Consider the following 26,439-nt stretch of genomic DNA (forward strand, 5'->3'; position numbering starts at 1 on the left):
CTCTGCGTTCAAATTCCGTGAAAGCGATTACCTCGCGCGACAACCCCTTCTATAAGCGCCTCAAGGCGCTGGCCGCATCGACGCATCACCAGAAGAAGAGCGGTCATGCGTTGCTCGAGGGCTTCCATCTGGCGTCAGCTTACCTGGACACAGCCGGGCAGCCCGAGACCTGCGTCGTCACGGACGGCGCATTGCGACACGACGAGGCGCGAGCGATCGTCGCGCGCATCGATGCCGAGCGTATCGTGACGCTGCCGGACGCATTGTTCGGCCAGTTGTCCAACGTGGTACACGGCGTGGGCATGCTCTTGGTGGTCGATAAGCTCAGTCCCGCGTTGCCCGAACGCGTTGAGACGAGCTGCGTCGTGCTGGACGGTGTCCAAGACGCCGGCAACGTCGGGTCGATCCTGCGCAGCGCTGCGGCAGCGGGCGTGAACCGGGTGTTTTGCGCGCCGGGAACGGCCTACGCGTGGTCGTCGAAGGTATTACGCTCGGGCATGGGCGCGCACTTTCTCCTGGACGTCCACGAGGATGTCGATGCCGCGCAGTTGCTGCCCCGTTTGGCCGTGCCGGCGGCCATGACCGATTCCCATGCCCCGGAGACAATTTACGACTGCGATTTGTCGAGGCCGATCGCCTGGATCTTCGGAAATGAAGGGGCGGGCGTATCGGCGTCCTGGAGAGCGGCAGTCGCTCACCGCCTGACGATTCCGCAGCCGGGTGGCATGGAGTCGCTCAATGTCGCCGCGGCGGCTGCGATTTGTCTGTTCGAACAGTGCCGCCAGCAGCGCGCGTCACGCTGACGCGCGCCGTGTGGACCATCAATAAGCCGGCCGTTCGAGCTTGATTTCCTGCAGGATCGTCGTCGCGATTTCCTCGATCGATTTATGCGTCGACGATAGCCATTTGATTCCTTCGCGCCGCATCAGCGCTTCGGCCTCGTTGATTTCGTAGCGGCAGTTCTCGAGGGCCGCATACTTGCTGCCGGGACGCCGCTCGTTGCGGATCTCCGATAACCGTTGCGGATCGATCGATAGCCCGAACAGCTTTTCCCGGTGGGCGATCAGCGGTGTCGGCAGCTTGCCGCGCTCGAAATCTTCCGGAATCAGCGGGTAGTTGGCCGCTTTGACGCCGTACTGCATCGCGAGATAGAGGCTCGTCGGCGTCTTGCCGCTTCGCGAAACGCCAACAAGGATGACGTCGGCGTCGGCAAGATTGCGGTTCGACTGGCCGTCGTCATGCGCGAGCGAAAAGTTGATCGCCTCGATGCGCGTCTTGTATTCGTCCGTATCGGCGTTCTGATGGCCGCGCCCGATCGCATGGGTCGACTTCATCTCGAGCTCTTGTTCCAGCGGTTCGACGAACTGTTGGAAGATGTCGAGCACGAGCGCGTTTGAATTTTTCACGATCGCGTTGGACGCGCTGTCGACGAGGGTCGTGAAGACGATCGGACGGCGCCCGTCGAGCTGCGCCGATTCGCTGATTTTTTCGATCGTGGCGTAGGCCTTGTCGACAGAATCGACGAACGGCACGCGCACGAGGCGAAACTTCTGGTCGAATTGGGACAGGATCGAATGGGCGAACGTTTCGGCGGTGATCCCAGTTCCGTCGGAGACGATAAATACGGTAGGCGGCATCGGCAAACGCATCGAAAGCAGCAGGCGCTGCGGGAGGAAGCGCGATTTTCGCGCGTTTTCGCGGACAGAGGTGCCGGCGATTGACATACCCCCGTCGCAACACAGCAGGCGACGGGTTAGAAGCAGGGTAGAATAGCGGCAACCTGTTGGATAAGCAATTGCAATCGGATAGACGAAGCGATTGTTTCTCCAACAGGTTGCGCGTGATGCGCACCGGGTTCTTATAGCCCGCGCGCACCAAGCCCACACGCGCGACCGAGTATTTTTTTCACACTTAGGGGCTTGTATGACTAACGCAGCAAATGGCACGAAGGATCAGGCGTATGTAATTCCGTTCGAACAGCTACGGATGACCGATGTGGAGATCGTGGGCGGCAAGAATGCGTCGCTCGGCGAGATGATCAGCCAACTGGCCGAGGCCGGTGTGCGCGTGCCGACCGGGTTCGCCACGACGGCACTCGCCTTCCGCGATTTCCTCAAGCACAACAATCTGACCGAACGGATCGCCGCTCGGCTCGAGACGCTCGACGTCGACGACGTCAAGGCGCTCGCGGCCGCCGGTAAGGAAATTCGCGCGTGGATCGTGGATGCGCCGATGCAGCCGCGCCTCCAGGCCGAAATTCGCGAACAATTCGAAACGCTTCAGAAAAGCTCGCCCGAAGAGCTCTCGTTCGCCGTGCGCTCGTCCGCGACGGCCGAGGACCTGCCCGACGCCTCGTTCGCAGGCCAGCAGGAGAGCTACCTGAACGTCGTCGGCATCGACGACGTGCTCGATCGCATGAAGCACGTCTTCGCGTCGCTCTATAACGACCGCGCGATCTCCTATCGCGTCCATAAGGGCTTCACGCATGCGGAAGTCGCGCTGTCGGCCGGCGTGCAGCGCATGGTGCGCTCCGATGTCGGTGCGGCGGGCGTCATGTTCACGCTCGATACCGAATCGGGCTTCAAGGACGCTGTCTTCATCACGTCGAGCTATGGCCTTGGGGAAACGGTCGTGCAGGGCGCCGTGAACCCGGACGAGTTCTATGTGTTCAAGACCACGCTCGAACAAGGCAAGTACCCGATCATCCGCCGCTCGATCGGTTCGAAGCTGATCAAGATGGAATTTACGAAGCCGGGCGAGCCGGGCCGCGTGAAGACCGTCGATGTGCCGCACGAGCAACGCAACCGTTTCTCGATCACCGACGAAGACGTGATCGAGCTGGCCAGGTATGCCGTCATCATCGAAAAGCACTACCAGCGCCCGATGGACATCGAGTGGGGCAAGGACGGCCGTGACGGCAAGATCTTCATCCTGCAGGCGCGCCCCGAAACGGTGAAGAGCCAGGGCGCGGGCAAGGTCGAGCAGCGCTTCAAGTTGCGCGGCCAATCGCCGGTGCTGGCCACGGGCCGTGCGATCGGGCAGAAGATCGGCGCGGGCCGCGTGCGCGTGATTCACGATCCGTCGGAGATGGAACGCGTGCAGCCGGGCGATGTCCTCGTCGCCGACATGACGGACCCGAACTGGGAACCCGTGATGAAGCGTGCGTCGGCCATCGTCACCAATCGCGGCGGCCGCACCTGCCACGCGGCGATCATTGCGCGTGAGCTGGGCGTGCCGGCGGTCGTCGGCTGCGGCGACGCCACCGACGTATTGAAGGACGGCGCCCTCGTCACGGTTTCCTGTGCGGAAGGCGACGAAGGCAAGATTTACGACGGTCTGCTCGAAACGGAAGTCACGGAAGTCGCACGCGGCGAATTGCCGCCGATCCCGGTCAAGATCATGATGAACGTCGGCAATCCGCAGCTCGCGTTCGATTTCTCGCAATTGCCGAACGCGGGCGTGGGTCTCGCGCGGCTCGAGTTCATCATCAACAACAACATCGGCGTGCACCCGAAGGCGATTCTCGAGTACCCGAACGTCGACCAGGATCTGAAGAAGGCTGTCGAGAGCGTCGCGCGTGGGCATGCATCGCCGCGTGCGTTCTATGTGGACAAGCTGACCGAAGGCATTGCGACGATCGCGGCGGCGTTCTATCCGCGGCCCGTCATCGTGCGTCTGTCCGACTTCAAATCGAATGAGTATAAGAAGCTCATCGGCGGTTCGCGTTACGAGCCGGACGAGGAAAACCCGATGCTCGGCTTCCGCGGCGCCTCGCGCTACATCGCGCCCGATTTCGCGCAGGCGTTCGAGATGGAATGCATCGCGCTCAAGCGTGTGCGTGAGGACATGGGTCTGACGAACGTCGAGATCATGGTGCCGTTCGTGCGCACGGTCAAACAAGCCGAGCGCGTGGTCGGGCTGCTCGATAAGTTCGGCCTGAAGCGCGGCGTCAACGGTCTGCGGCTCATCATGATGTGCGAAGTGCCGTCGAATGCCATACTCGCGGAGCAGTTCCTGCAATACTTCGACGGTTTCTCGATCGGCTCGAACGATTTGACGCAGCTCACGTTGGGCCTTGATCGCGATTCCGGCATGGAGTTGCTGGCGGTGGATTTCGACGAGCGTGACGAAGCCGTCAAATTCCTGCTCAAGCGCGCGATCGAGACCTGCCGCCGCTTGAACAAGTACGTCGGCATTTGCGGCCAGGGCCCGTCGGATCACCCCGATTTCGCACAATGGCTGGCCGATGAAGGGATCGAATCGATTTCGCTGAACCCCGATACGATCATCGATACCTGGCAAGCCTTGGCCAAGGCAGCGAAGTAAACGCGTCCGGTCGCGGGCCCGCCCACCAAAGCGGGCCCGGCTTCGTGATATAACGCCCCGGTGAATCCGGGGCTTTTTTTTCGTGGAGACCATCCGATGACGCCGAACGACTTTCTCTGGTGGATCGGTGCGGGAGCGCTCATCGTCGCCGAACTGCTGACGGGCACGTTCTACTTGCTGATGATCGCGCTGGGCCTCATTGCGGGCGCGTTGGCGAAGTTGAGCGGAGCGAGTCTCGCCGTGCAGTACCTGTGCGCAGCGCTCGTCGCGTTGGCAGCCGTCGTGCTGCTGCGTCGGTCGAAGTTTGGGCGGCGCCGTGAGCGGCGCGATGCCTCCACGAACCCCGATGTCATCCTGGACGTCGGCGCTCCCGTCGAAGTGCTGACCTGGCGCGACGGCTGTGCGCGCGTGCCTTACCGCGGCGCCGAATGGGACGTCGAACTCGCGCCGGGCGAACGCGACGATGCCCGCTTTTACGAAATTGCGGCCGTGCGTGCCAACCGTCTCGTACTCGTCGAGAAGGGGCACGCGTCGAAGCGGACACATCATTCGGTGTCAACAACAAAGGAGTGAACGATGGATATGACGATCGTAGGGGCCGTGTTGCTCGTGGTGGTGATCGTAATCGCTGCGCAGACGATCAAGATCGTGCCGCAGCAACATGCGTGGGTGGTTGAGCGTTTCGGTCGCTATCACGCCACGCTGGCGCCGGGGCTCAACATCGTGCTGCCGTTCGCCGATCGTGTCGCCTATCGCCACGTACTGAAAGAGATTCCCCTCGACGTGCCAGGTCAGATCTGTATCACGCGCGACAACACCCAGCTGCAGGTCGACGGCGTGCTGTACTTCCAGGTCACCGACGCGATGAAGGCCTCGTACGGTTCGAGCAACTATGTCTTCGCCATCACGCAGCTGTCGCAAACGACCTTGCGCTCCGTGATCGGCAAGCTCGAACTCGACAAGACGTTCGAGGAGCGAGACCTCATCAACCAAAGCGTCGTGTCGGCGCTTGACGAAGCCGCTTCGAGCTGGGGCGTGAAAGTGCTGCGCTACGAGATCAAAGACCTGACGCCGCCGAAGGAAATCCTGCATGCCATGCAGGCGCAAATCACGGCGGAGCGCGAAAAGCGCGCGTTGATCGCGGCTTCCGAAGGCCGTAAGCAGGAGCAGATCAACATCGCTTCGGGTGGACGGGAGGCGGCGATTCAGAAATCGGAAGGGGAAAAGCAGGCCGCGATCAATCAGGCGCAAGGGCAGGCGGCGGCGATCCTGGCCGTGGCCGAAGCCAATTCACAGGCCATCCAGAAAATCGCTCAAGCGATCCAATCGACGGGTGGTATGGACGCCGTCAACCTCAAGGTCGCGGAGCAATATGTGAGCGCCTTCGGCAACCTTGCGAAGGCGGGCAATACGTTGATCGTGCCGGGCAATCTGTCGGATCTGGGTTCGATGGTCGCGTCGGCGCTTGCGATCGTCAACCGCGGCAAGAGCACGGCGACGCCCGAAATGCGCTGAAGGCTGCGGCGGATCGACGCGGCAAACGTGCAGACACGCTGCAGCCGGCCTGGGCGATGGCGCATGACCGGTTGCACGATACCTGCGGCTGGCCCGCCCGGAAACGACAAGGCCCGCACTTCACGATGCGGGCCTTGTCGTTGGATGGTGCAAGAACCGGCTAACCGGGCTAACCGGGCGAAGCCGGCGAACTAATTCGCTGTGCGCATGATGCGCGCCTTTTCTCTTTCCCAATCGCGCTTCTTCTCGGTTTCGCGCTTATCGTGCAGCTTCTTGCCCTTGGCGAGACCGACCTCGCATTTGACGCGGCCGCCCTTGTAGTGGAAGTTCAGAGGGACAAGCGTGTAGCCACGCTGCTCGACCTTGCCGATCAGCTTCTTGATTTCGTCGCCGTGCAAGAGCAGTTTGCGTGTCCGCACCGGATCGGGCTTGATGTGCGTCGATGCCTCAGGCAGTGGGCTGATATGCGCGCCGATCAAAAACAACTCGCCATCGCGGATCACGACGTAGCCTTCTTTGATTTGGCCGCGCCCGGCGCGCAGCGCCTTGACCTCCCATCCCTCGAGCACGAGCCCTGCTTCGTAGCGCTCCTCGATGAAGTAATCGAAGAATGCCTTTCTGTTGTCGATGATGGTCATGGATATGGACAGCGTCCAACTCGTTTAAAATTGCGATTTTAGCAAAGCGGCGCCTCCAGATTCCGCCAAGCTCGCCCCTTTTACGCCGCGTGCAGTGCTTCTTATGGCTGATGTCCAAAAAACCGTGCTGATCCGCCACTCGGCGGAACAAATGTTCGACCTCGTCACCGACGTGGCCGACTACCCCAACTTCCTGCCCTGGTGCGGAGGCGTCGAGATCCGTCGGCAGGAGGCGCACGAGATGGAGGCGCGCATCGACATCAACTTCAAGGGCATCAAGCAGCATTTCGCCACGCACAACACGCAGGAGCGGCCCACGCGCATCGACATGCAATTCGCCGACGGCCCGTTTCGCAAGTTTACGGGCTATTGGCGTTTCACGCCGCTGCGCACGGATGCATGCAAGATCGAATTCGCGTTGCACTACGAATTTGCGAGTTTGATCCTCGAAAAGCTCATCGGCCCGGTGTTCAACCACATTGCGAACACGTTCGTCGAATCGTTCGTCAAACGCGCCGACGAGCGCTATGGCCGGCCATGAACGGATCCCTTTCTGTCGAAGTGTGCTACGCGCGCCCCGAGGCGCAGACGCTGATCGCCGTGACCTTGCCGGCAGGCGCAACGGTGCGCGACGCGCTAGCCGCCAGCGGCGTTGCGGAGCGCCATCCCGAGATCGACCTCGCTGTGGCTAAGGTGGGCATTTTCGGCAAGCTGACGACGCTCGACGGGCCGCTGGCCGATTACGATCGCGTCGAGATCTACCGGCCCCTCGTCGTCGATCCGAAGCTTGCGCGGCAGCGCCGTGTCGAGAAAACACGCCGTGCCGGGTCGATCGAGGGACGTAAGTGGCTGCCGAAGGATTCCCGTTGAATCTCACGGCCGCGTAGCGCAGGCGCGGATACGCGTGCCGAGGTAGCGTCCGGCATCAACCCGGGCCGGCTTGCTTAACAGAAGCAGAAGCGTTTTCGGGCGGTCCAGCCTCAAGGCGCAGGCGTATTCGCGCAACCATCGATCGTCGCCGGGCCTCTGGCCCCGTCGTCGTGGCGCCGCACTGACCAGGTCACGCCTGCGAGCAGCAGCACGATCGCGGCAGCTTCCAGCGGGCGTGGCAACCGTGCCTCGTAGATGAAGCCGTAGAGCAGGGCGAACAGCGTCTCGAACACGATCAATTGGCCCGAAAGCGTCAGCGGTAGGCGCTTCGACGCTGCGTTCCACAAGGCGGTGCCGAGCCACGACGCGCCCACGGCGAGCCCGAGGTTGAGCAGCCAGAACGCGTGCCAGCGGGCGTCGGGCAGCGGTGTCGATGGTGCGGTCAGCGTGGCTGACATGGCGCTCGGCAGCAGCGGGCAGGCGAGCCACAGCACCGCACCCAGCACGCCTGTTGCAAGCCCGAGCAGGACCGACCACTCGTTGCCGTCGAAACGAGGATGTCGACGCAGGTATCGGGCGTTCTCGACAGCGAACCACGTCCAACTGGCCAGGGCCCCGGCGGCGCAAAGCAGGCCGACGAGTTTGTCGATCACCCCCGTCGCTCCCGTTTCGATGGGCCCGGGCGCAAATACGTCGACATTGATGCAGACGAGGCCGGCTACCACGAGCAGAAGTGGCCAGAGCAGGCGATCGAGGGCGACCGCACCGGCATCGCGCCGTCCTGCCAGCGTCACCGTGACGGGCAGCACGCCGACCACCAGCGAGGTTGGGCCGATGCCGACGCGATGGACGCCCGCCGTCAGCAACACGTAGTAGACAAGATTGCCGACGAGCGCCAGTGTGCCGATCGCCGCGAGATCGGCGCGCGTGAGTTTGGCGGCGAGCCGGCGCGCCATCGGCAAGGCCACGGCCAGCGAGACGAGGCCGTACATCATGCAGCGCGCCGCGCCGAGCATCATCGGCGGGAAATCGGGCAGCAGGCGCGGCACGAGAAAGACCGTGCCCCATATCGCGCCCGCCATCACCCCGTACGTCACCCCACGCCTCATGCTCGATCTCCCGCTCTCCGATTCAGTGAGGCGAGCTTAGGGGTAGCGGCGCGCGCCGTCTTGTTCGATTCTGCAATCTGCGGCGCCACGGTCGCGCTTTTCCGCTGAGCTTCGAGGCCCGCAGGCAGCGAACACGCGCCGTTTGCAAACGAAACCGGCTCGAACACGGGTCGAACCAAAAAGCGAAACGCGGGGACCGGCCGCGCCAGAAAAAACGCGTAACCTACTGTTCGCGCAGTGAAAAGCAGGGAGGTATCGCGTATAATTCGCTTTTGCGCCTATAGGATTTGCCATGCGTCTGATCCAAAAAGCACTCACGTTCGATGACGTGCTCCTCGTCCCGGCGTTCTCCGACGTTCTGCCGCGCGACACCAGCCTCAAAACCCGGCTGACCCGAAATATCTCCCTGAACATGCCGCTCGTCTCGGCCGCGATGGATACGGTCACCGAGGCCCGGCTCGCGATTGCGATGGCGCAGCAAGGCGGGGTCGGCATCATCCATAAGAACCTGACGGCGGCCGAGCAGGCTCGCGAAGTGGCCAAGGTAAAGCGGTTCGAATCGGGCGTCGTGCGCGATCCGATCACGGTTCCCCCGCAGATGAAGGTTCGCGACGTCATCGCGCTGTCTCAGCAGCATGGCATCTCGGGCTTCCCGGTCGTGGAGGGCGCTCAGTTGATGGGCATCGTCACGAACCGCGACCTTCGGTTCGAAACGCGGCTCGACGAGCCTGTGCGCACGATCATGACGCCGCGCGACCGGCTCGTGACGGTCAAGGAAGGTACGGCGCTCGCCGAAGCCAAGGCGCTGATGCATAGTCATCGGCTCGAACGCGTGCTCGTCGTCAACGATGCGTTCGAATTGCGCGGGCTGATGACAGTGAAGGACATCACCAAGCAAACCGAGCACCCCGAGGCCTGCAAGGATGAGCATGGCAAGCTGCGCGTCGGTGCGGCGGTCGGTGTCGGCGCCGACAACGAAGAGCGCGTCGTGGCGCTGGCCGGCGCGGGCGTCGACGTCATCGTCGTCGATACGGCGCACGGTCACAGCCAAGGCGTGCTCGAACGCGTGCGCTGGGTCAAGAAGAACTTCCCGCACGTCGAAGTCATCGGCGGCAACATTGCAACGGCGGACGCGGCGCGTGCGCTGGTCGAATACGGCGCGGACGGCGTCAAGGTCGGTATCGGCCCGGGTTCCATCTGTACGACGCGGATCGTCGCCGGTGTCGGCGTGCCGCAAATCACGGCAATCGCCAATGTGGCCGATGCGCTGAAGGGCACGGGCGTGCCCGTGATCGCCGATGGCGGCGTGCGTTTCTCCGGCGATGTCAGCAAGGCGCTGGCCGCTGGCGCGAACGCGGTCATGATGGGCAGCATGTTCGCCGGCACGGAAGAATCGCCGGGCGACGTTTTCCTCTACCAGGGCCGCCAATACAAGTCGTATCGCGGCATGGGTTCGGTCGGTGCGATGAAGGACGGTGCGGCCGATCGCTACTTCCAGGACAACTCGGCCAATATCGACAAGCTCGTGCCGGAAGGCATCGAAGGCCGGGTCGCCTACAAGGGTTCGGTCGGCGCGATCATCTTCCAACTGATCGGCGGCGTGCGCGCGAGCATGGGTTACTGCGGTTGCCGGACGATCGAGGAGTTGCATGAGAAGGCGCAATTCGTCCAGATCACCGCGGCCGGTATGCGCGAGTCTCACGTGCATGACGTTCAGATCACGAAAGAAGCGCCCAACTACCACGTCGACTAACCGCCGATGAAACCGCTGCTGCGCGCCGTTTTGGTCGTCGATGCCGGGCTCTATCTGAGCTCGGGCGCCGTGTTGCTGCTCACGCCGTTGGCGGGGCTGCAGCGCGCGCTGCAGATGACGCCGATCGAACCGGCCATGGTGGGACAGATGCTCGGCCTGATGCTGCTCGGCATTGCGTGGCTGTCGTTGCGCGGCGCGGTTGACGGCGCGATGACGATCGGCGTCGCCAGGATCGTCGGCCATCTGACATGGCTGGCCGGCGCGCTCGTGCTCGCATGGACGATCGGGCCGCATACGTTGTGGCTGCCCGCGCTCGGAATCGTGCCGAACCTGCTGATCGGTGGGTTGCTCGTCGTGGTCGGTCTCGGTGGCGCCCGCTTTGCCCAAGCCGTCCGCCGGCGCGAGGTTGCCCGAGCTGCGCAGGGGGCCGTCGGGAAACCGCGCGGCGCGCCTGCCGCTGCGGTCGCCGCGTCGTCAGCGCCGGTCGAGCCGGTTTTGCGGCCCGTGCCGCCCGGTGTCGGTGCAGCGCCCGCTGAAGCTGAAGCCCGCGATGCGGGGCGCGTTGTCGATGTGCGGTCAGAGACGGTAGCGCCTCCTGCTGCGGCAGCCGCGAGCGTCGATGCGCCTCGCGGCAACGGCGAAGGGCGCCCGGTCTCGAGTGCGCATGCGCCCCGGCCTCCGTTTCATGGTTGAGCATGCCGCGGCGCTTCTTCCGTTGACGCCCCGCCTTCGTTTTGCGTCCATGCGTGGCATTGGCGCTTCGCTTCTGGTTACCCCTTTTATTTGCGGCGCGACGCGCGCTGCGTATTGCATTCGTCCACTATCGATCCGTGCCTACCATGCATGACAAGATCCTGATCCTCGACATGGGTTCGCAAGTCACTCAGCTGATTGCGCGCCGTATTCGCGAAGCCCACGTCTACTCGGAGATTCATCCCTACGACGTCGATGACGCGTTCATCCGCGAATTCGCACCCAAGGGCATCATCCTTTCCGGCGGCCCGAGTTCGGTCACGGAGTCCGACGCGCCACGCGCGCCCCAAGCGGTATTCGAACTGGGCGTGCCGGTTCTTGGTATCTGCTACGGCATGCAGACGATGGCGGAGCAGCTTGGCGGCAAAGTCGAGCTTGGCCATGTGCGCGAATTCGGCTATGCCGAGGTGCGTGCGCGCAACCATACGAGCCTGCTTGAAGGCATCGAGGATTTCCGTACGGCCGAAGGCCACGGCATGTTGAAGGTGTGGATGAGCCACGGCGATAAAGTCACGCAGATGCCCGAGGGCTTTGCGCTGATGGCGTCGACCGAATCGTGCCCGGTCGCGGCGATGGCCGATGAAGCCCGTCATTTCTATGGACTGCAATGGCATCCCGAAGTGACGCATACGGTTCAGGGGCGCGCCATGCTCGAGCGCTTCGTGCTGCAGATCTGCGGAGCGAAGGCCGATTGGGAGATGGGGCACTACATTGACGAAGCCGTCGAGAAGATCCGCGAGCAGGTTGGCGACGAGCACGTCATCCTGGGCTTGTCGGGCGGCGTGGACTCGTCGGTGGCGGCGGCGTTGCTGCATCGTGCGATCGGCGATCAGTTGACCTGCGTGTTCGTCGATCACGGTCTGCTGCGGCTCAACGAGGCCGAGCAAGTGATGGCGACGTTCGCCGATCATCTGGGCGTGCATGTGATTCACGTCGATGCCAGCGAAGCGTTTTTGTCGAAGCTGGCGGGCGTGACCGACCCCGAGCAGAAGCGCAAGATCATTGGCGCCGAGTTCGTCGAGGTGTTCCAGGCCGAAGCCGGCAAGCTCAGCGATGCAAAGTGGCTCGCGCAAGGCACGATCTACCCGGACGTCATCGAATCGGCGGGCAAGGGTAAGAAGGCGACGCACACGATCAAGAGCCACCACAACGTCGGCGGTCTGCCCGAAACGTTGAATCTGAAGCTGCTCGAACCGCTGCGCGAGCTGTTCAAGGATGAGGTGCGCGAGCTGGGCGTGAAGCTTGGCTTGCCGCATCAGATGGTCTACCGTCATCCGTTCCCAGGGCCGGGTCTGGGCGTGCGGATTCTGGGTGAAGTGCGTCGCGATTTTGCGGACTTGCTGCGTCGTGCCGATGCAATCTTCATCGAGACGCTGCGCAATACGATCGATCAGGAAACGGGCAAGTCGTGGTACGACTTGACGAGCCAGGCTTTCGCGGTGTTTCTGCCCGTGAAGAGCGTCGGTGTGATGGGTGACGGGCGCACCTATGAGTACGTCGTCGCGCTGCGCGCGGTGCAGACGCTCGATTTCATGACGGCGCACTGGGCGCACCTGCCGCATGAACTGCTTGGGCAAGTGTCGAATCGCATCATCAACGAAGTGCGGGGCATCAATCGCGTTGTCTATGACATCTCGGGGAAACCGCCTGCGACGATCGAGTGGGAGTAGGGGTTTTGAGAATTTCCTTTTAAATCAATGGGTTAAATTGATCGATAAATCACGCATACCCGATTCTAAATTGCCGGGCGCAGGTGCGTAAGCCCTTGATTAGTATGGAAATCCTTAACCTGCGTTCCCATCCGCAGGGAGCCCGGGCGACCGCAATTTGACGGTATTTCTGACGGTATACGTGGCCAGTATGTGCGGATGCTCACTTAATGCCGTCAGCGGCGTTGACGGTATCCGGGCAGTACCGCAGACGCCCGGCTTGTCGGCTTGCGGATACAGCACGAAGAGCCGGGATTGCCGCAGTGTTCGGTATCCGATCCAGTCGTCGCGCGATCAACGCGTCCCGCACATAGCGTAGCCATTACCGCATGCATGGTCTTGCGGTCCTGGACGGCAATTGTCTTGGCTGTTCGTTTGACGACGATTATCTTTGCCGGCGAAGCAGTGGCAGAGGATCGAATCTGCGGGCAATCGAGGACGAGGTCCGGGATATACTGTGGATCCTCCTTCTACCGAGTAAGTAGGCAATCAAGGACGCGTTACGGACTTGATCCGGGGCGGATTCAGCCATTGAGCGGATTGATCTGGGCCTGCCCGCGCGGGAGGCAATCCGAGACCTGCCGGACTTCACATTGATGGGGGGCGGTCGCACAAATATCACGTCACGTCATGACTAGCAAACGCTCTTCGACCAAGTCACATCGATCCCCGAAGCTTTCCCGCATCCACGCCCCCGAACACATGTCGCCTACCGACTGGCAGCGCGCCTTGCGCCGGCAATTCGGGCAAGAGCAGGCGTTCTCGCTGGAGAACCTCGGGACGGAGACGTATTTCTCCGAATTCCGCGTCGGCAATCCGGAGTCGAAGTCCAGCTATCGCGTGTCGATTCGTGGAGCCCGCCCCGGCGACAACTTCTGTGCCTGCCCGGATTACGCCACCAACGAGCTCGGCACCTGTAAGCACATTGAATTCACCTTGTCGCGACTGCTGCGCAAGCGCGGCGCAAAGGCTGCCTTCTCTCGCGGTTATCAGCCCGCATTCTCGGAGCTGTATTTGCGCAACGAGGGAGGGCGAGCGGTCCATTTTCGCGCCGGCATGGATTGTCCCGCAAGGGTGGCCAAAGCGGCCGCCGCTTTGTTCGACGAGTCTCGGCGCTGGCATCTGTCGGAGGACCGTTTCGAAGATCTCGGGCGCTTTCTCGCCAGGGTGGCGAAGGCCGGGCACGAATTGCACGCCCATGACGACGCGCTCGATTTCATCGCCGGCCGTAGCGATGCGACGCGCCGTGCCAGGATGCTCGACGGGCAGTTTCCGCAGGGGGCAGCGACGCCCTCGCTGAAGAAGCTGCTCAAGGTGCCGCTCTATCCTTACCAAGCCGAAGGCGCATTGTTCGCCGTGCGTGCCGGGCGTGCCCTGATCGGCGACGAAATGGGCCTCGGCAAGACGGTGCAGGCGGTCGCGGCGGCGGAAATCTTGATCCGGCATTTTGGCGTGTCGAAAGTGCTGGTGATTTGTCCGACTTCGCTCAAGTATCAGTGGCAGAGCGAGATCATGCGGTTCTCCGGCCACGCCTCGAGGGTGGTCGCGGGTGGCCTTGCCCAGAGGCAGGGCGAATATGCGGCCCAGGATCTCTACAAGATCACCAACTATGAGAAGCTGAAATCGGACCTTGACATGATTTCGGCATGGGCGCCGGAGCTCGTCATCGTCGACGAGGCGCAGCGCATCAAGAACTGGAACACCATTGCGGCGAAGGCTCTCAAGCGAATCGACAGCCCCTATGCCGTTGTGCTGACGGGAACGCCTATCGAGAACAAGCTGGAGGAGCTCGTTTCCATCGTTCAATTCGTCGACCAGCACCGTCTCGGGCCCACGTGGAAGCTGCTGCACGAACATCAGGTCAAGGACGAGGCGGGACGCGTGACGGGATACACGGGCCTCGAGAAGATCAGCCAGACCTTGGCGCCGATCATGATACGGCGCCGCAAGTCCGAGGTGCTGCTGCAGTTGCCCGGGCGCACTGACCAGAATCTGCTGGTGCCGATGACCGAGACGCAGATGGCGTATCACACGGAAAACGCGGACGTCGTGGCTAATATCGTCCGGCGCTGGCGTAATACGAGGTTTCTGTCGGATCAGGACCAGCGGCGCCTCACCTGTGCTTTGCAGAACATGCGCATGTCGTGCAACAGCACCTATCTGCTGGACCAGGAAACCGATCATGGAGTGAAGGCCGACGAACTGGCGACGCTGTTCGAGTCGCTATTCACGCAGCCGGACGAGAAAGTCGTGGTGTTCAGTCAATGGACTCGCACGCATGAGATCGTCATTCGTCGGCTCAAGAAGCTCCGCATCGGCTATGTCAGCTTCCACGGTGGCGTGCCGTCGGAAAATCGGCCCGCGCTGGTGCAGCGCTTTAGGGATGATCCGGACTGTCGGGTGTTTCTGTCGACGGACGCAGGCAGCACGGGGCTCAACCTCCAGCACGCATCGACGCTTGTGAACATGGATCTGCCGTGGAATCCGGCGGTGCTGGAACAGCGCATCGCGCGCATCTATCGGCTGGGCCAGAAAAAGCGGGTACAAGTCATCAATTACGTCGCGAAGGGAACGATCGAGGAGGGCATGCTGTCGGTGCTGGCTTTCAAGCGCTCACTGGCGGAGGGCATCCTCGATGGCGGCGCTGGCGAAATTCTGCTCGGCGGCTCGCGCCTGACCCGCTTCATGAAGGATGTCGAAAACGTCACGGGGCGCATGGGAGAGAGCGAGGTTATGGCCGCGGCGGAGGAAGCCGCGAGCGGCGCCGTCGTGTCCGACGACGCGGCGAGTGATGCGAGCGTCGTCGAGACCGGGCTCGCCGGTGCCGCGGAGCAGCTTCACTCTTCGACCATCGATACAGCTCAACCAGGCGCGTCCTTCGAACCGTGGTCAGGGTTGCTGCAGTTCGGCGCGGTGCTGGCGTCGGCGTTGAGTGAGCCGAGCGATAGCGCGCTTGCCGCCCACCCGTGGGTTGAGCGCGATGCCGTGACGGGCGAGCGAAGTCTCAGGTTGCCGCTGCCGTCTCCCGAAGCCGCAAGACGACTGGCCGAGGTGCTGTCGACGATCTCGGATGCTCTGCTGCGCAACGGCAGCGCAAAACGAAGTCGCTGAACGTGGGAGCGGGGGCAGGCATCTTCGAGGCGGCCTCCTTCGAGTCGCATTCGAGTGGTGCCTGGCGGTGAGATTGGTAAGCCCTAAACGTAAGCCCGCTCTTCGATCGCCGCCCTGACCCACCCGAATCCCACACGCTCTTGCTCGAGCCGCAATCCATGGCGAATCCGGTTGTCGCGGAGGTCGTCGAAGAGTTCCCGCTCGTTAGCCGTGAGTCGCGGCAGATCGCGCGTGACCTGATCGCGTTCTTCCCCCCAGAATGCTTCATGCGCCACCAACGTCGCGCGGTCCATCAAGAACGACTCAACATGCAGGTACCGGCTGCGCAATTGATCGAGAATCGCGAAGCCGTGCGTGTCGATGTCGCCCCAGTAGTGAAGTGCGCAATCCTTGAGCCATCGCGCCGGTTCCAGCGCTTCCCAACCGTAGCCCGCCCCGAAGAGCACGATCGATTGTGGAACGTCTGGAAACGCCAGAAAATTTATCTCGTTCTCGGTAATGAACACATGGCGGCACGGAAGTGCGAGAACCGCAAAGCTGTCGGCATCGAGCGCGATGTCAGGCCGTCCCACGCCGGGCAGTACGGCGAGGCGCTCATCGAGCACACGAAATCGGATACGAAACGGCTTCTCACGGAAGCCGTAGCGAGTGGCGAATTGGGCGGCGCCTGTCGATGTGCCGTCGATCGCGTCGGGCGATAGCGTGAGATCGAGCCATTGCGTGAGGACGCCGCGCCTTGCTTCGATGAACTTCGTGTCGACCGACGCAATTTCTGCCTGTCGTAGATAGAGACCAGGACGAGGATGCGCCAGCATCCAATCGACGACTGCCAGCATTCGCTCCCAGTCGTCAGCAAGTTCCAGCGCTTGTAACGGGCGCTGTGCGAGCCACGCGACGAGCCTCGGCTGGCGGGCGCGCGTGATCTCGAGCAGCCGCTCGAATTGCGCTGCGTCGCGGCGCTTGCCGACGAGGACAAGCGCATCGCCAAGACTATCGACCCAAGCTGCCTGTGGTACGCGCTGCATGCCGAGAACTCGATGATTGATCTCTCGCCATTCAATGCGCACGCGCGGTGTGGCGGCAATCTCCGCGATCCATGTGCGTACCGCGTCGAAGCGTTCAGCCAACTCGGACGAGCTGGGGCCTTTTATTGCCAGACGCAGCGGGAATAGGCCTTCGCCGCCGTCTACGAGACTTCGCAGCCATTCGCCTCGCTCCCACAGGCGCTGAAGGCGCGTCCGCAGATCCGCAGCCGTCGTCCAACTCATTGCTCGAACTCCGCCTTGCGCGTGCGGTACTCCTCGATCGACAGGTTGCGCAGCTTCGAGGCGCGTCCGCCCTCGTTCTGAACGAATCCGACGCTCGCAACGAACGGTTCGATGATGTGAATCTTCTGCAGCGGCGTGACGATCAGCAGTTGCAGATTCAGTTTTTGAAACAATGTGAGACCGTACTGCGCCGATTCGTCGGAGCCTCGGCCAAACGCTTCGTCGATCACGACGAAGCGGAACGATCGAGAACGCACAGCGCCCCATTCGAGGCCGAACTGATAGGCGAGGCTTGCGGCAAGGATCGTATAGGCGAGTTTTTCCTTCTGGCCACCCGATTTACCGCCGGAGTCCGAGTAGTGCTCGTATTCGCTGTCGTCCTCACGCCAGCGTTCGCTGGCGGCAAACAGAAACCAGTTGCGCACGTCGGTCACTTTGGCGCGCCAGCGCCGGTCCTGGTCGGTCAACGCTTCGCGGCCGCGGAAGCGGTCGATGATCCGTTTGACTTGCAGGAACTTGGCCTCCGAGTACTGGCTATCGTCCGAGCCGGTCAGTTCGCCCTCGGTGCAAGCTCGCAGGTCGCTCTGGAATTCGCGGATCTCGGCGTCGGGGCTGGGTTGACTCTCGAGGACGATGTATCGGCCCGCGTTGTAGTCGATTTGCCGCAACGATTCGTTGATGCGTTCGATGCGTTCCTTGATCGTCTCCCGTTCGCGCGCGAGCTGGGCGTGAAAGTTGGCGATCTCGTTGATCGTGTTGACGTTGAGCAGCTCTTTGAAGCGCGCTTCAAAGCGCGGCAAATCGTCCGCTTGCAGTCCCGCGAGCATGTCACGGTACTCCGAGCTGGCGTCGAGGCTCGCATCGAAGTCGGCAGTTTCGAGCTTGTAGGCAACCTTGAAGGCCGCCATGGCCTTGATGATTCTCTCGGTAAGGCGGCCGAGCGACTTCGTTTCGTTGTCGATGCGGGTTGTCAACGCCTCGCGCACATCCCGCTCACGGTTGTCGCATGACTCGACGGTAAGCTGGTGTTCGCCGAGGATCTCCGCTCGCAGGGCCTCGATCCGGTCGGCAAGTTCGGCATTCACCTCTGCAGCGAGCGCGTGCGTCTCGTTGCGCAACGCTTGCGCTGCCTCCTGCCTGGCCAGGATGCCGCCCAGTTCCGAGTCCGTTTCCGAGATCGCCGCTTCGCTCTCTTTTAACGTCGCTTGCGCCGAGTCCAATTGAGCCGTTAGTTCCGCAAGGGCGTCGCTTGCCGATTCGAGTCGCGCTTTTTCGTCCGCCAGACGCGCGATCGCGGCAGCGCAGCTGGGCCAATCGATTTCTCGAAACTCGACGAACTCGCCGGCGCGCGCAAGTGCTTCGAGTTGCTCACGCACCTTGGCGTGCTCATTTTGGGCCTCTCCGAGCCTTTGCCCGATCTCGCCAAGCCGAGCCTCGAGCGCTCGCCGTTGCGCTTCGAGGGCGGCAATCTTGGCCGTGTTGCTCCAACCGAGCACGTAGCGGCTGCGGTCGTCAAGTGCGTGGCGATCGTCTTTTTCGTGGCGTTCTCCAGGCGCTTTCGCTTGGCCCGCAAGCGTGATCGCGCGCGTCTCGCGCCGAAACTGCTCCTGCGTATCGCAGCATGCATAGTCGAAACGGCGGCCGATTTCGCGCTCGATCCAGCCATAGAACAGTGAATCGGGCTTGATCGCGAGCTTGTGCGCGAGCGAGTGGCGATGTAGCTCGATGGCCTCGGCGACACGCGCGGCGCGTTCAGAGCGCAAGCGAAAGTAGACGAGCCGCCCCCGGAGATGAGTGCGATCGACCCACGCCGCGACGTTCGCATAGTGCTCGTCAGGCACGAGCAGCGACAGGCCGAAGTTGCGCAGGACGCGCTCGGCGGCCCCCTCCCAATCGCGCGCATCTTCGCGTACCTGAATCAGTTCGCCCGCGAACGGCAGGACGTCTTCCTCCAGACCGAGCGCCGAGCATAGGCTCGAGCGCATCGCGACTTGCTCCTTCGGGATGTTGTTGCGTCGAACTCTCAGGCTCGCGATTTCGTCCTCCAGCAGATCACGTCGCGCTTTCCCTTCGCGAAATGCCACGCTCCATTCGGTGATCACATTTTGCTGTTGCGCTTCGTCGTCGACGAGCGAGCTGCGCCGCGCCGCCAGACGTTGGCGCTGGGAAACGAATGCGCGCTCATCCCTGGCCTCGGTTTCGCCGAGCAGCGTAACGATGGCGGCATAGCGTTGCGCGCGTTCGCGGCGGCGCGCGCCTTCTCGCTCGTGCTCGCGGATTTCGGCCCCGAGCTGCGCGATGCGATCGCCGCCTTGTTCGGCCACGGCGCGGCGCAAATCGTCCACGCGCTGGCGCGCCTGGTCGCGCGCTTCTTCATGCCGCGCCTTTCGCGAGGTCTCACGTGCATGATCCTCATGGAGAAATTGGAGGCGGCGTTCGATGAGGGCGAGCTTGAGCCCTGCGAAGTAAGGCTTCAATGCTTCACGGCACGCTCGCCAGCCTTGGAGAATACGTCCTTGTTCGCTGTGGCGGTCGCAGTCGTCGACGAGCGGTGTCAGCAGTTCCACTTGGCGCTTGGCTTTCAGTACCGCCTCGTGGGCGCGATTCAGATCGTCGAAGTGAGTGATCAGTGCGTCGACGCGTGGCGCGACGTCGAACGGCTCAAGCATGTGGCTGCGTACGAAGTCGGTGAGATTGCCCACCGATTTCATCGATACCGTTTGATGAAAGAGCTCGAGCGCTTGTTCGTTCTCGATTCCAAAGCGCCGCCGGAACCAGGCGCTGTATTTCGGAAATGTGTCCTCGATTTCGGCGCCCAGCCCACGTAGCTTTTTACGCAGCTGTGCGATGTCGGTGCCGAAGCGCGCGAAGTCGGCTGCAATCGAGAGATCGCGTTCGGCACAGACGAAGAATCGCGCGGGTTGAGCCTGCGCGTCTTTCATCCAGAACACCTGCGCGAGTGTGACAGTGGCATCGTACCCGGCGTTACGAAACACGCCCAATATCACCGAATAGCTGTTATGGTCGCGCAAGCTCACGGGCTTGGCCGTCCCCGTGACTTCGTTGCGCTCGGACTTGTAGTAGCCGAGCACATACGAGCGTAGCGTGCGTTCCTTGCTGTCCGCGCCTGCCGCCTTGTTGTAGGCGATGCGCTGCGCGGGGACGAGGAGGGTGGTGATGGCGTCGACAAGCGTCGACTTGCCGGAGCCGATGTCTCCTGTCAGCAGACCGTTGCGGCCATCGACCCGCAGCACCCAGACCCGTTCGTCGAAGGTTCCCCAGTTGAAAACCTCGAGTCGATCGAGGCGAAAGCCCGTCAGGGCGTCGTCGGCGGCAAAATCGAGGCCGAGCGTGCGCGGCTCATTCATCGCGACTTTCCTGTTGGTCCGAAACCGTCGAATCTTGAAGGTGCGCTCGATAGCTCGCAAGCCGCGCGTCGAAATCGAGCAGCCATTGTGCGTCGACGAACGCCTTGAGAATACGCCGCACCTCGAATGTGGGCGGTCCGCTCGTGGTCTTCATCCGGCGCAGGAAGCCGAGCTCGACGATCTTGTTCACCTGTGTATCGATCTGATCGACCAGGCGCGCCTCGTTGGTGCTCGCGGGAAGGAATACGCGCACGAGCTCGACGATGTCCTCGCGCGCAAGGACGAGCCGTGTGTCGCCGCCGCCAGCATCCCATTCCGCCAGCTTCTTTCGCAGCAGCGCGAGCAGCAGGCTCACGGGGAACGAGAGTGGACGCCGGGCGACGAGCCGAGGTAGCCTAGCCTGGTCCTCGTCGAGTTCAGCGTCATGGTCGGCGCGGCTCTTTACGAAGGCGTAGCCTTCGGCCTCGTCCACGACGAGCTCGAGGCCAAGCACGGCGACGTAGTCGCGGACATGCGTCTGCAATTCGAGCAGTGCGGCCCAGATGCGCTCGTTTCCATCGCGATAGATCACGCCCTTGAGCAGCGGGATGGTGACCGTCGACAAGTCACCTCGACCGAGCAATGAGGCTTGCAGTTCTTCCGTCATCTCTACCGTGTGAAAATCACACGCGACATCGTCGCGCGCTTGATGATTGTTGTTCCGTTGGCATTGTTCGCCTGCCACTCGATCGTATCGGAGATGGTCTCATCGACGGTCGCGCGAAATGATCCAGCATCGGCGCTCAGTTGCAAATAGGCGACGAGCTCGGCGAGCCCATGCGCGAGCGGCTGTGAAGCAGCCAGCTCGGCAAGCGTCACTTGCGGCCGATCTTGGAGGCATCGGCGGATGTGGCCTGCGAGGCGCGCGCGATCGACGACGATCTGCGTGTAGAGCGCCGAGGCATCGAGGTCCGCCTCGCCGGTCTCGATTGCGACGTTGGCGATGAGAGGGCGCAGCGCGGGTACGTAAAGCGGGCGTTCCATCGGCAGCTCAATGTCCGCGGATGCGGTTTCGATCTCCATGACGGAGCCTGGCGGGGGGGCTTCGCGCAGCGCAAGCGCTTTCGTTTCGATGCCGCGCAGAATGTCCATGATGCGCCTGTTTTCGAGCCACGCTTGATCGTCGAGGAAGCGTCGCAGCTGCTGCGAGAGCTGAGCTACCGTGCGTTGTGTATGCTCGCCGGCTTCCAGCCAGTCATAGTGGACGCGCCGCATGCGCGCGTCGGGCCTCATTTCCATGATCGCTGGCAGCGCCAGCACGCGCTCGAGCCGTTCCGAGAGTTCCTCTTGACGGCGGCTCGACATCAGGAAGTCCCAAAACGCCCGGAAGCTGCTGCCCTGGTCCGAATCGGCGATCGCGTCGCGCTCGCCCATGATTTCCTCGATGAGCGCGCCCTTCGATCCGTCCCAGAGCGCGATTCGCTCGCGCACATGCCGGTCCAGCAGCCGAAAGTTTTGCTCGACTTCACGGAAATCCGTGAGCAGTTCGCGCGCCATCTGCATGAATTGCTGAAAGCGGTCCTTGAGCGCGGCATCGTCGAGCAGCCGAACGTCGCCGGCCTGAACGCGAGCGATTTCTTCGTCGATCTGGCTGCGCCGAGCGTGGAGTTCGGCAAGACGCTTGTTCGGGTCCGCCTCGCTACCTTCGCCCATCTGCCGCAGCAGCTCGAAGACCGTCAAGAGCCGCGATTCGGTGCCGACAAAGCTGCGTTCCGTCAGCGTGCCGAGCCACGCGATCGCTTTCTCCGCGGCGGGTGTCAGGTCGAACTGCGGCTCATCGGAACCTTGCTCGTAGAACTTGCGCAACCATCCCTTCTCAGGGCCAGCCCAGTCGTTCAGATAGTCGAGCGCGAGCTTCGGGAAGGCGCCGTCGCCGAGCTGTTCGCGCAACGCGTAAAGCTCGTCCTCGAGCGCTTCGGCAAGAAGCGGAGCCGCCACCACGCGCACGTTCGGCGCGACGAACACGCGGTGCAGGAAGCTGACAGCGAGCGGCGCGTGGTCGGAGCGTAACAGGCGCCAGGCGGGATGGCGCATGCGCAGCGCATCAAGGGTAGGGTAGTCGAGGGGCATCGGTGTGAGATGACGGGGTGCGGCACCCCGGACGAGATGGCCGGTTGTGGCTCGAAAGGCGTTCATCCTACCGCAACTGCTACCCGACTTTGCTGGGGTCCGCGCTGGAAGGCGTCTGACGGTATTGCAGTCTGACAAGTCGCCTTGAGATGGCTGGTCTTCACGGTTTTCGAAATAGCTCGGGCCTTGAGCGTCGTTTCTAGCGTTGCTGGTTGGTAAAAATGTAATCTTCGTGTTACATTAATATACTTTAGCGACTTAGGAATATAGCAAAATGCCGACCCCTCACGCTCCTGCTGCTGGCGTCCGACGGGCGCTGCGCAAATTGGGTGCCGATATTCATGACGCGCGTCGCCGCCGCCGGTTGACGATGGCGGTGATTGCCGAGCGAGCTTTCACGTCGAGAGCGACTTTGCAGCGCGTCGAGGCGGGTGATCCAGGGGTGAGTATCGGCATCTACGCGGCCGTGCTGCAGGCACTTGGGCTTCTGGATGGGCTGCTGGAGGTTGCTGACGCCGCCCGGGATGCCGTTGGGCAGTCGCTGGCAACTGCCGCATTGCCTCAGCGTGTCCGGCTGCACCGTGGTGCCGGAGGGAAGGGTGACCATGGCTGATGTCGAGGTATATATCGATCTCGACGGCACGTCGCGACCGGTAGGGCTACTCAGGCGCCATGCGTCGCGCCGGGAAGAAACGGTCACGTTTGAATACGACGAGACCTGGCTGGCCGACGATGAACGTTTTTCGATCGAACCCGCACTGGCGTTGACGCGAGGCGTCTTCCCACCGCCGCCTGACCAACTCATCTTTGGTTCGATCGGCGATTCAGCGCCCGATACGTGGGGGCGCCGCCTCATGCAGCGCGCAGAGCGTCGGCAGGCCGAACGGGAAGGGCGGCGCGTCCGCACGCTCGGTGAACTGGATTATCTGCTGGGCGTAGCTGATGAAACTCGCCTCGGGGCCCTCCGATTTCGCTGGAGCGGAAACGACGAATTCCTGGCGCTGGTGCCCGCCGGTGTCCCCGCACTGATCGAATTGGGGCGGCTGCTTCAAATCACTGAGCGCATCCTGCGGGACGAGGAAACCGATGAGGATCTGCAACTGATCTTCGCGCCTGGGTCCTCACTCGGTGGCGCGCGTCCCAAAGCATCGATCATCGACCAGTACGGCCATTTGTCGATTGCCAAGTTTCCGAAGGAGACCGACGACTACAGCATCGAGATCTGGGAGGAAGTTGCCCTGCGATTGGCTGAACGTGCTGGTATCTCTACCCCGCATCACGAACTGCTGCAGGTAGCAGACAAGCCGGTGCTGCTGTCGCGGCGTTTCGATCGCACGGGGAGCATTCGCATTCCCTTTCTCTCCGCCATGTCAATGACGGGATCGCGGGACGGCCAACGCGGCAGTTATCCTGAGCTGGTTGATGCACTGACACAGCATGGGGCGAAGGCGCGGGCCGATGCTGCACAGTTGTATCGGCGTGTGACGTTCAATGTGCTGGTTTCCAATGTCGACGACCATCTGCGCAATCACGGGTTCCTGTGGGCGGGGCGCGATGGGTGGGTACTGTCACCAGCCTATGACCTCAATCCCACGCCAACCGATGTCAAGGCGCGCATCTTGACGACTAACATCGATCTCGACGAGGGAACGTGTTCGGTCGGCCTCCTTGAGAATGCGGCGGAGTTTTTCGGCTTGTCGCTGAAACAGGCTCGGACCACGATTCGGGAGGTGGCAGACGTGACCCGGACATGGCAAGCGGTTGCTCAGGAAGTCGGTGGCAAGCGAGGAGAGATCGCCCGCATGGCGAGTGCCTTCGAGCACGACGATCTTTGCGCCGCATTGCGGTTGTGATGGTATCGGGGGCCGCGTTCGAACCCGCCTGACGGTATCCGCGACGGTATCGCGCTCGCAAATCGTCCTGAAACACCGGTGTTCGCGATTTTTGAAACAAAGCGGGCCTGGATTCTCCGGTGTGGCGCAGCGAAAGCGTTAACTGCCGGGCAGGATTTTCGGTACCGCTGACGGTATCGAAGCCGCGTGACCAGGCGGAAACTCCATTCCCACAAGGCTCCGGTTACTGGATTGACAACCGAGTGGGAGTAGGTTGTAAAAATTTAAATAAAATCAATGAATTACGTGGTGGTTATCAGGTTCTCTTCCATCGTAATTCATTGAATCGGATCGCGTGCCCCCTTCAGCGCAATCGAACTACCGAGGTCGTGTTCGATCGACCCTGTCGAGCGCGAGATCGACTGCCGCGATGACGCCCGCCGACGGGGCGACATTGCGTTCGCGCAACGTCGCAAAACGCCGCAACTTAATCGGCTGCCGACAAAAATCCCCGTAATCGACTGACGCCTTCATCGAGTCGTTGCGTGTCGCACGCATAGCACCAACGCACGAAACCTTCCCCTTCGGGCCCGAAGGCGCTGCCCGGCGCGAGACCGACGCGCGCCTCTCGCACGAGGCGTTTGCACAGCGCGAGACTGTCCTGTGCGCCGCTTAATCTAAAGAATACGTACATGGCGCCTTGCGGGGCATGCACGTCGACATCGGGCAACCCGGACAGCGCGGCGACAAGATGATCGCGCGCCGCCTGCAGCCGTGTTTGCTCGCTGCGAATGAAGACTTCGCCGTCGCGCACCGCTACGACACCGGCCTCTTGCACGAACGATGGGGCACACGAGGTGTTGTATTCGATGAGCTTGCTCAGATCGTCGGTGAGGGCGGTCGGCAGCACCATCCAGCCGAGCCGCCAGCCCGTCATCAGCCACGACTTGGAGAACGAGTTGACGCAGATGATGCGCTCCTCGCGGTCTGCGAGATCCAAAAATGACGGCGCCGCGCGTTGCGCTCCGTAGTACAGCCGCTCATAGACTTCGTCCGCAAGAATCCAAATGCCGTGTCGCCGGCAATGCTCGAGCACAGCCTGCTGCGCGTCGCGAGGCATCACCCAGCCTGTCGGATTGCTGGGCGAATTGATCGTCAACAGCCGGGTGCCGGGCGTGAGCGCCGCCAACAGCTTGTCGACGTCGAGCGTCCAGCCTTGTGGGCCGTAATCGAGTGAAACCGTCTCGATGCGGGCTCCGAGTATCTTCGGAATCTCGACCACGTTCGGCCATAACGGGGTGACCGCCACGGCGCGGTCACCCGGCCCGACGACCAATTGTGCAGCCAACATCAGTGCGTTGACGCCGGCACTCGTCACGGCCACCTGATCCATCGTGGTGCGACCGTGCAGCGCGCTGACGTAGTCGGCCAATACACTGCGCAGCCCGGCGATGCCCAGGTTGTGCGTATAGAACGTCGCGCCGCGCGACAGCGCCTCGTTGGCAGCTTCCCGAATGAAATCCGGCGTGACGCGATCGGACTCGCCGAACCAGAACGGCAGCACGTCGGGTACGCCGAACCCTGCGTTTGCAACTTCTCGAATGCGCGAGGCGCGCAATTGGCGGATCGCGTCGCGAGCGGCGACAGGAAGACTCTCGGCCAGGGAGTGGCTGGCGTTCATGGTGTGTGTTGTCCTTTGCTGGGGCTGCGGCGCAGATCGACGTTGCCACGGGGCACAGTGCGCAAACATACCAGACTCGCCGAAGGACAGCGTGCCGGTTCGGCCGCTCGCCCAGGCGCACCGTGATCTCCTCTGCGCGCAAGCGTCCTGACTCAATCGATGCAGGTCTGCACGAGGCCCCCGGGTTGGCGCACGGCCGATCCACGCCTGCTGCAATGGCTCGGGCTGCCGGGCGGCCAGCGCGACGCATTGGCCGTTCGGTCGGCTATCCCTGCGCGGCATCGTTCCTGAAAATGAACGTCGTTATCGCGGCGGAGGATCGTATGACGGTGAAGCCTGGGTACAGCGGTGGTTCGGGGGGCGCCAGCTCATTGAGCCGGGGCGGGTGGTGCCACGG

The 26,439-nt window shown here is 62.4% G+C and carries 20 protein-coding genes; 12 read left to right on the forward strand and 8 right to left on the reverse strand.

Annotation, left to right across the window (positions count from 1 at the left end; all coding sequences use genetic code 11):
* Positions 1 to 17: 17 nt before the first annotated feature.
* Positions 18 to 803 (forward strand): TrmH family RNA methyltransferase, encoded by a 786-nt coding sequence (locus tag C0Z19_RS22975; RefSeq protein ID WP_102612148.1) that lies wholly within the window; start codon positions 18 to 20, stop codon positions 801 to 803.
* Positions 804 to 821: 18 nt separating this feature from the next.
* Here the strand turns inward: C0Z19_RS22975 and ppsR are convergent, their stop codons facing one another.
* On the reverse strand, positions 822 to 1,637 hold the full coding sequence (ppsR, locus tag C0Z19_RS22980) for a posphoenolpyruvate synthetase regulatory kinase/phosphorylase PpsR (protein ID WP_102612170.1): 816 nt from the start codon (positions 1,635 to 1,637) through the stop codon (positions 822 to 824).
* A 286-nt stretch (positions 1,638 to 1,923) separates the two neighbouring features.
* On the opposite strand from ppsR, the gene ppsA reads away from it, so the two are divergent.
* The 3 genes from ppsA to C0Z19_RS22995 all read left to right on the forward strand — a co-directional run bounded on the left by ppsA (position 1,924) and on the right by C0Z19_RS22995 (position 5,841).
* A complete protein-coding gene (gene ppsA / locus C0Z19_RS22985) occupies positions 1,924 to 4,326 on the forward strand; it encodes a phosphoenolpyruvate synthase (RefSeq protein ID WP_102612149.1) in 2,403 nt (800 codons plus the stop codon).
* Between the two features lie 96 nt (positions 4,327 to 4,422).
* A complete protein-coding gene (locus C0Z19_RS22990; protein WP_102612150.1) occupies positions 4,423 to 4,899 on the forward strand; it encodes an NfeD family protein in 477 nt (158 codons plus the stop codon).
* Positions 4,900 to 4,902: 3 nt separating this feature from the next.
* Positions 4,903 to 5,841, forward strand: a complete 939-nt coding sequence (locus tag C0Z19_RS22995) for an SPFH domain-containing protein (RefSeq protein WP_102612151.1) — start codon at positions 4,903 to 4,905, stop codon at positions 5,839 to 5,841.
* A gap of 191 nt (positions 5,842 to 6,032) precedes the next feature.
* Here C0Z19_RS22995 and smpB read toward each other — a convergent pair whose 3' ends face one another.
* Positions 6,033 to 6,479, reverse strand: coding sequence for an SsrA-binding protein SmpB (gene smpB, locus C0Z19_RS23000; RefSeq protein WP_102612152.1), 447 nt, complete (start codon positions 6,477 to 6,479; stop codon positions 6,033 to 6,035).
* 103 nt (positions 6,480 to 6,582) lie between these two features.
* Between smpB and C0Z19_RS23005 the strand changes: the two genes are divergently transcribed.
* Both C0Z19_RS23005 and C0Z19_RS23010 read left to right on the forward strand, forming a co-directional pair.
* Positions 6,583 to 7,020 (forward strand): type II toxin-antitoxin system RatA family toxin, encoded by a 438-nt coding sequence (locus C0Z19_RS23005; protein WP_102612153.1) that lies wholly within the window; start codon positions 6,583 to 6,585, stop codon positions 7,018 to 7,020.
* Entirely contained in the window at positions 7,017 to 7,349 is a 333-nt protein-coding gene (locus C0Z19_RS23010) for an RnfH family protein (protein WP_102612154.1), read from the forward strand. The genes C0Z19_RS23005 and C0Z19_RS23010 overlap by 4 nt, the downstream gene beginning before the upstream one ends.
* 110 nt (positions 7,350 to 7,459) lie before the next feature.
* On the opposite strand, the gene C0Z19_RS23015 is transcribed toward C0Z19_RS23010, so the two are convergent.
* The gene (locus tag C0Z19_RS23015; RefSeq protein WP_102612155.1) at positions 7,460 to 8,458 is read right to left on the reverse strand and encodes a DMT family transporter; all 999 of its coding nucleotides are present in this window, start codon (positions 8,456 to 8,458) and stop codon (positions 7,460 to 7,462) included.
* A gap of 292 nt (positions 8,459 to 8,750) precedes the next feature.
* Here C0Z19_RS23015 and guaB point away from each other — a divergent pair, with 292 nt between their 5' ends.
* From guaB to C0Z19_RS23035, 4 genes are all read left to right on the forward strand, one after another.
* The gene (gene guaB, locus C0Z19_RS23020) at positions 8,751 to 10,211 is read left to right on the forward strand and encodes an IMP dehydrogenase (protein ID WP_102612156.1); all 1,461 of its coding nucleotides are present in this window, start codon (positions 8,751 to 8,753) and stop codon (positions 10,209 to 10,211) included.
* Positions 10,212 to 10,217: 6 nt separating this feature from the next.
* Positions 10,218 to 10,904 carry a hypothetical protein gene (locus C0Z19_RS23025; RefSeq protein WP_102612157.1) on the forward strand — a complete coding sequence of 229 codons (687 nt, stop codon included), beginning with the start codon at positions 10,218 to 10,220 and terminating at the stop codon, positions 10,902 to 10,904.
* A gap of 146 nt (positions 10,905 to 11,050) precedes the next feature.
* Positions 11,051 to 12,634, forward strand: coding sequence for a glutamine-hydrolyzing GMP synthase (guaA, locus tag C0Z19_RS23030; protein WP_102612158.1), 1,584 nt, complete (start codon positions 11,051 to 11,053; stop codon positions 12,632 to 12,634).
* A gap of 1,293 nt (positions 12,635 to 13,927) precedes the next feature.
* Positions 13,928 to 15,784 carry a DEAD/DEAH box helicase gene (locus tag C0Z19_RS23035; RefSeq protein ID WP_233196253.1) on the forward strand — a complete coding sequence of 619 codons (1,857 nt, stop codon included), beginning with the start codon at positions 13,928 to 13,930 and terminating at the stop codon, positions 15,782 to 15,784.
* An 83-nt stretch (positions 15,785 to 15,867) separates the two neighbouring features.
* Here C0Z19_RS23035 and C0Z19_RS23040 read toward each other — a convergent pair whose 3' ends face one another.
* Genes C0Z19_RS23040 through C0Z19_RS23055 form a run of 4 tightly spaced genes read right to left on the reverse strand, consistent with a single transcriptional unit; the run spans position 15,868 to position 22,529 of the window.
* Positions 15,868 to 17,052 carry a DUF3322 domain-containing protein gene (locus C0Z19_RS23040; protein ID WP_102612160.1) on the reverse strand — a complete coding sequence of 395 codons (1,185 nt, stop codon included), beginning with the start codon at positions 17,050 to 17,052 and terminating at the stop codon, positions 15,868 to 15,870.
* Positions 17,049 to 20,420 carry an ATP-binding protein gene (locus C0Z19_RS23045; RefSeq protein ID WP_102612161.1) on the reverse strand — a complete coding sequence of 1,124 codons (3,372 nt, stop codon included), beginning with the start codon at positions 20,418 to 20,420 and terminating at the stop codon, positions 17,049 to 17,051. Before C0Z19_RS23045 ends, C0Z19_RS23040 begins: the two co-directional genes overlap by 4 nt.
* Positions 20,413 to 21,066, reverse strand: coding sequence for a DUF4194 domain-containing protein (locus C0Z19_RS23050; protein WP_102612162.1), 654 nt, complete (start codon positions 21,064 to 21,066; stop codon positions 20,413 to 20,415). Before C0Z19_RS23050 ends, C0Z19_RS23045 begins: the two co-directional genes overlap by 8 nt.
* Before the next feature lie 2 nt (positions 21,067 to 21,068).
* A complete protein-coding gene (locus tag C0Z19_RS23055; protein ID WP_102612163.1) occupies positions 21,069 to 22,529 on the reverse strand; it encodes a DUF3375 domain-containing protein in 1,461 nt (486 codons plus the stop codon).
* 370 nt (positions 22,530 to 22,899) lie between these two features.
* Here C0Z19_RS23055 and C0Z19_RS23060 point away from each other — a divergent pair, with 370 nt between their 5' ends.
* Positions 22,900 to 23,142 carry an XRE family transcriptional regulator gene (locus tag C0Z19_RS23060; RefSeq protein WP_233196254.1) on the forward strand — a complete coding sequence of 81 codons (243 nt, stop codon included), beginning with the start codon at positions 22,900 to 22,902 and terminating at the stop codon, positions 23,140 to 23,142.
* Entirely contained in the window at positions 23,135 to 24,382 is a 1,248-nt protein-coding gene (locus C0Z19_RS23065; RefSeq protein ID WP_102612165.1) for a type II toxin-antitoxin system HipA family toxin, read from the forward strand. The genes C0Z19_RS23060 and C0Z19_RS23065 overlap by 8 nt, the downstream gene beginning before the upstream one ends.
* Before the next feature lie 466 nt (positions 24,383 to 24,848).
* On the opposite strand, the gene C0Z19_RS23070 is transcribed toward C0Z19_RS23065, so the two are convergent.
* A complete protein-coding gene (locus C0Z19_RS23070; RefSeq protein ID WP_102612166.1) occupies positions 24,849 to 26,042 on the reverse strand; it encodes a pyridoxal phosphate-dependent aminotransferase in 1,194 nt (397 codons plus the stop codon).
* Positions 26,043 to 26,439: the final 397 nt, after the last annotated feature.

This window comes from Trinickia soli (assembly GCF_002879855.1).
Taxonomy (GTDB): domain Bacteria; phylum Pseudomonadota; class Gammaproteobacteria; order Burkholderiales; family Burkholderiaceae; genus Trinickia; species Trinickia soli.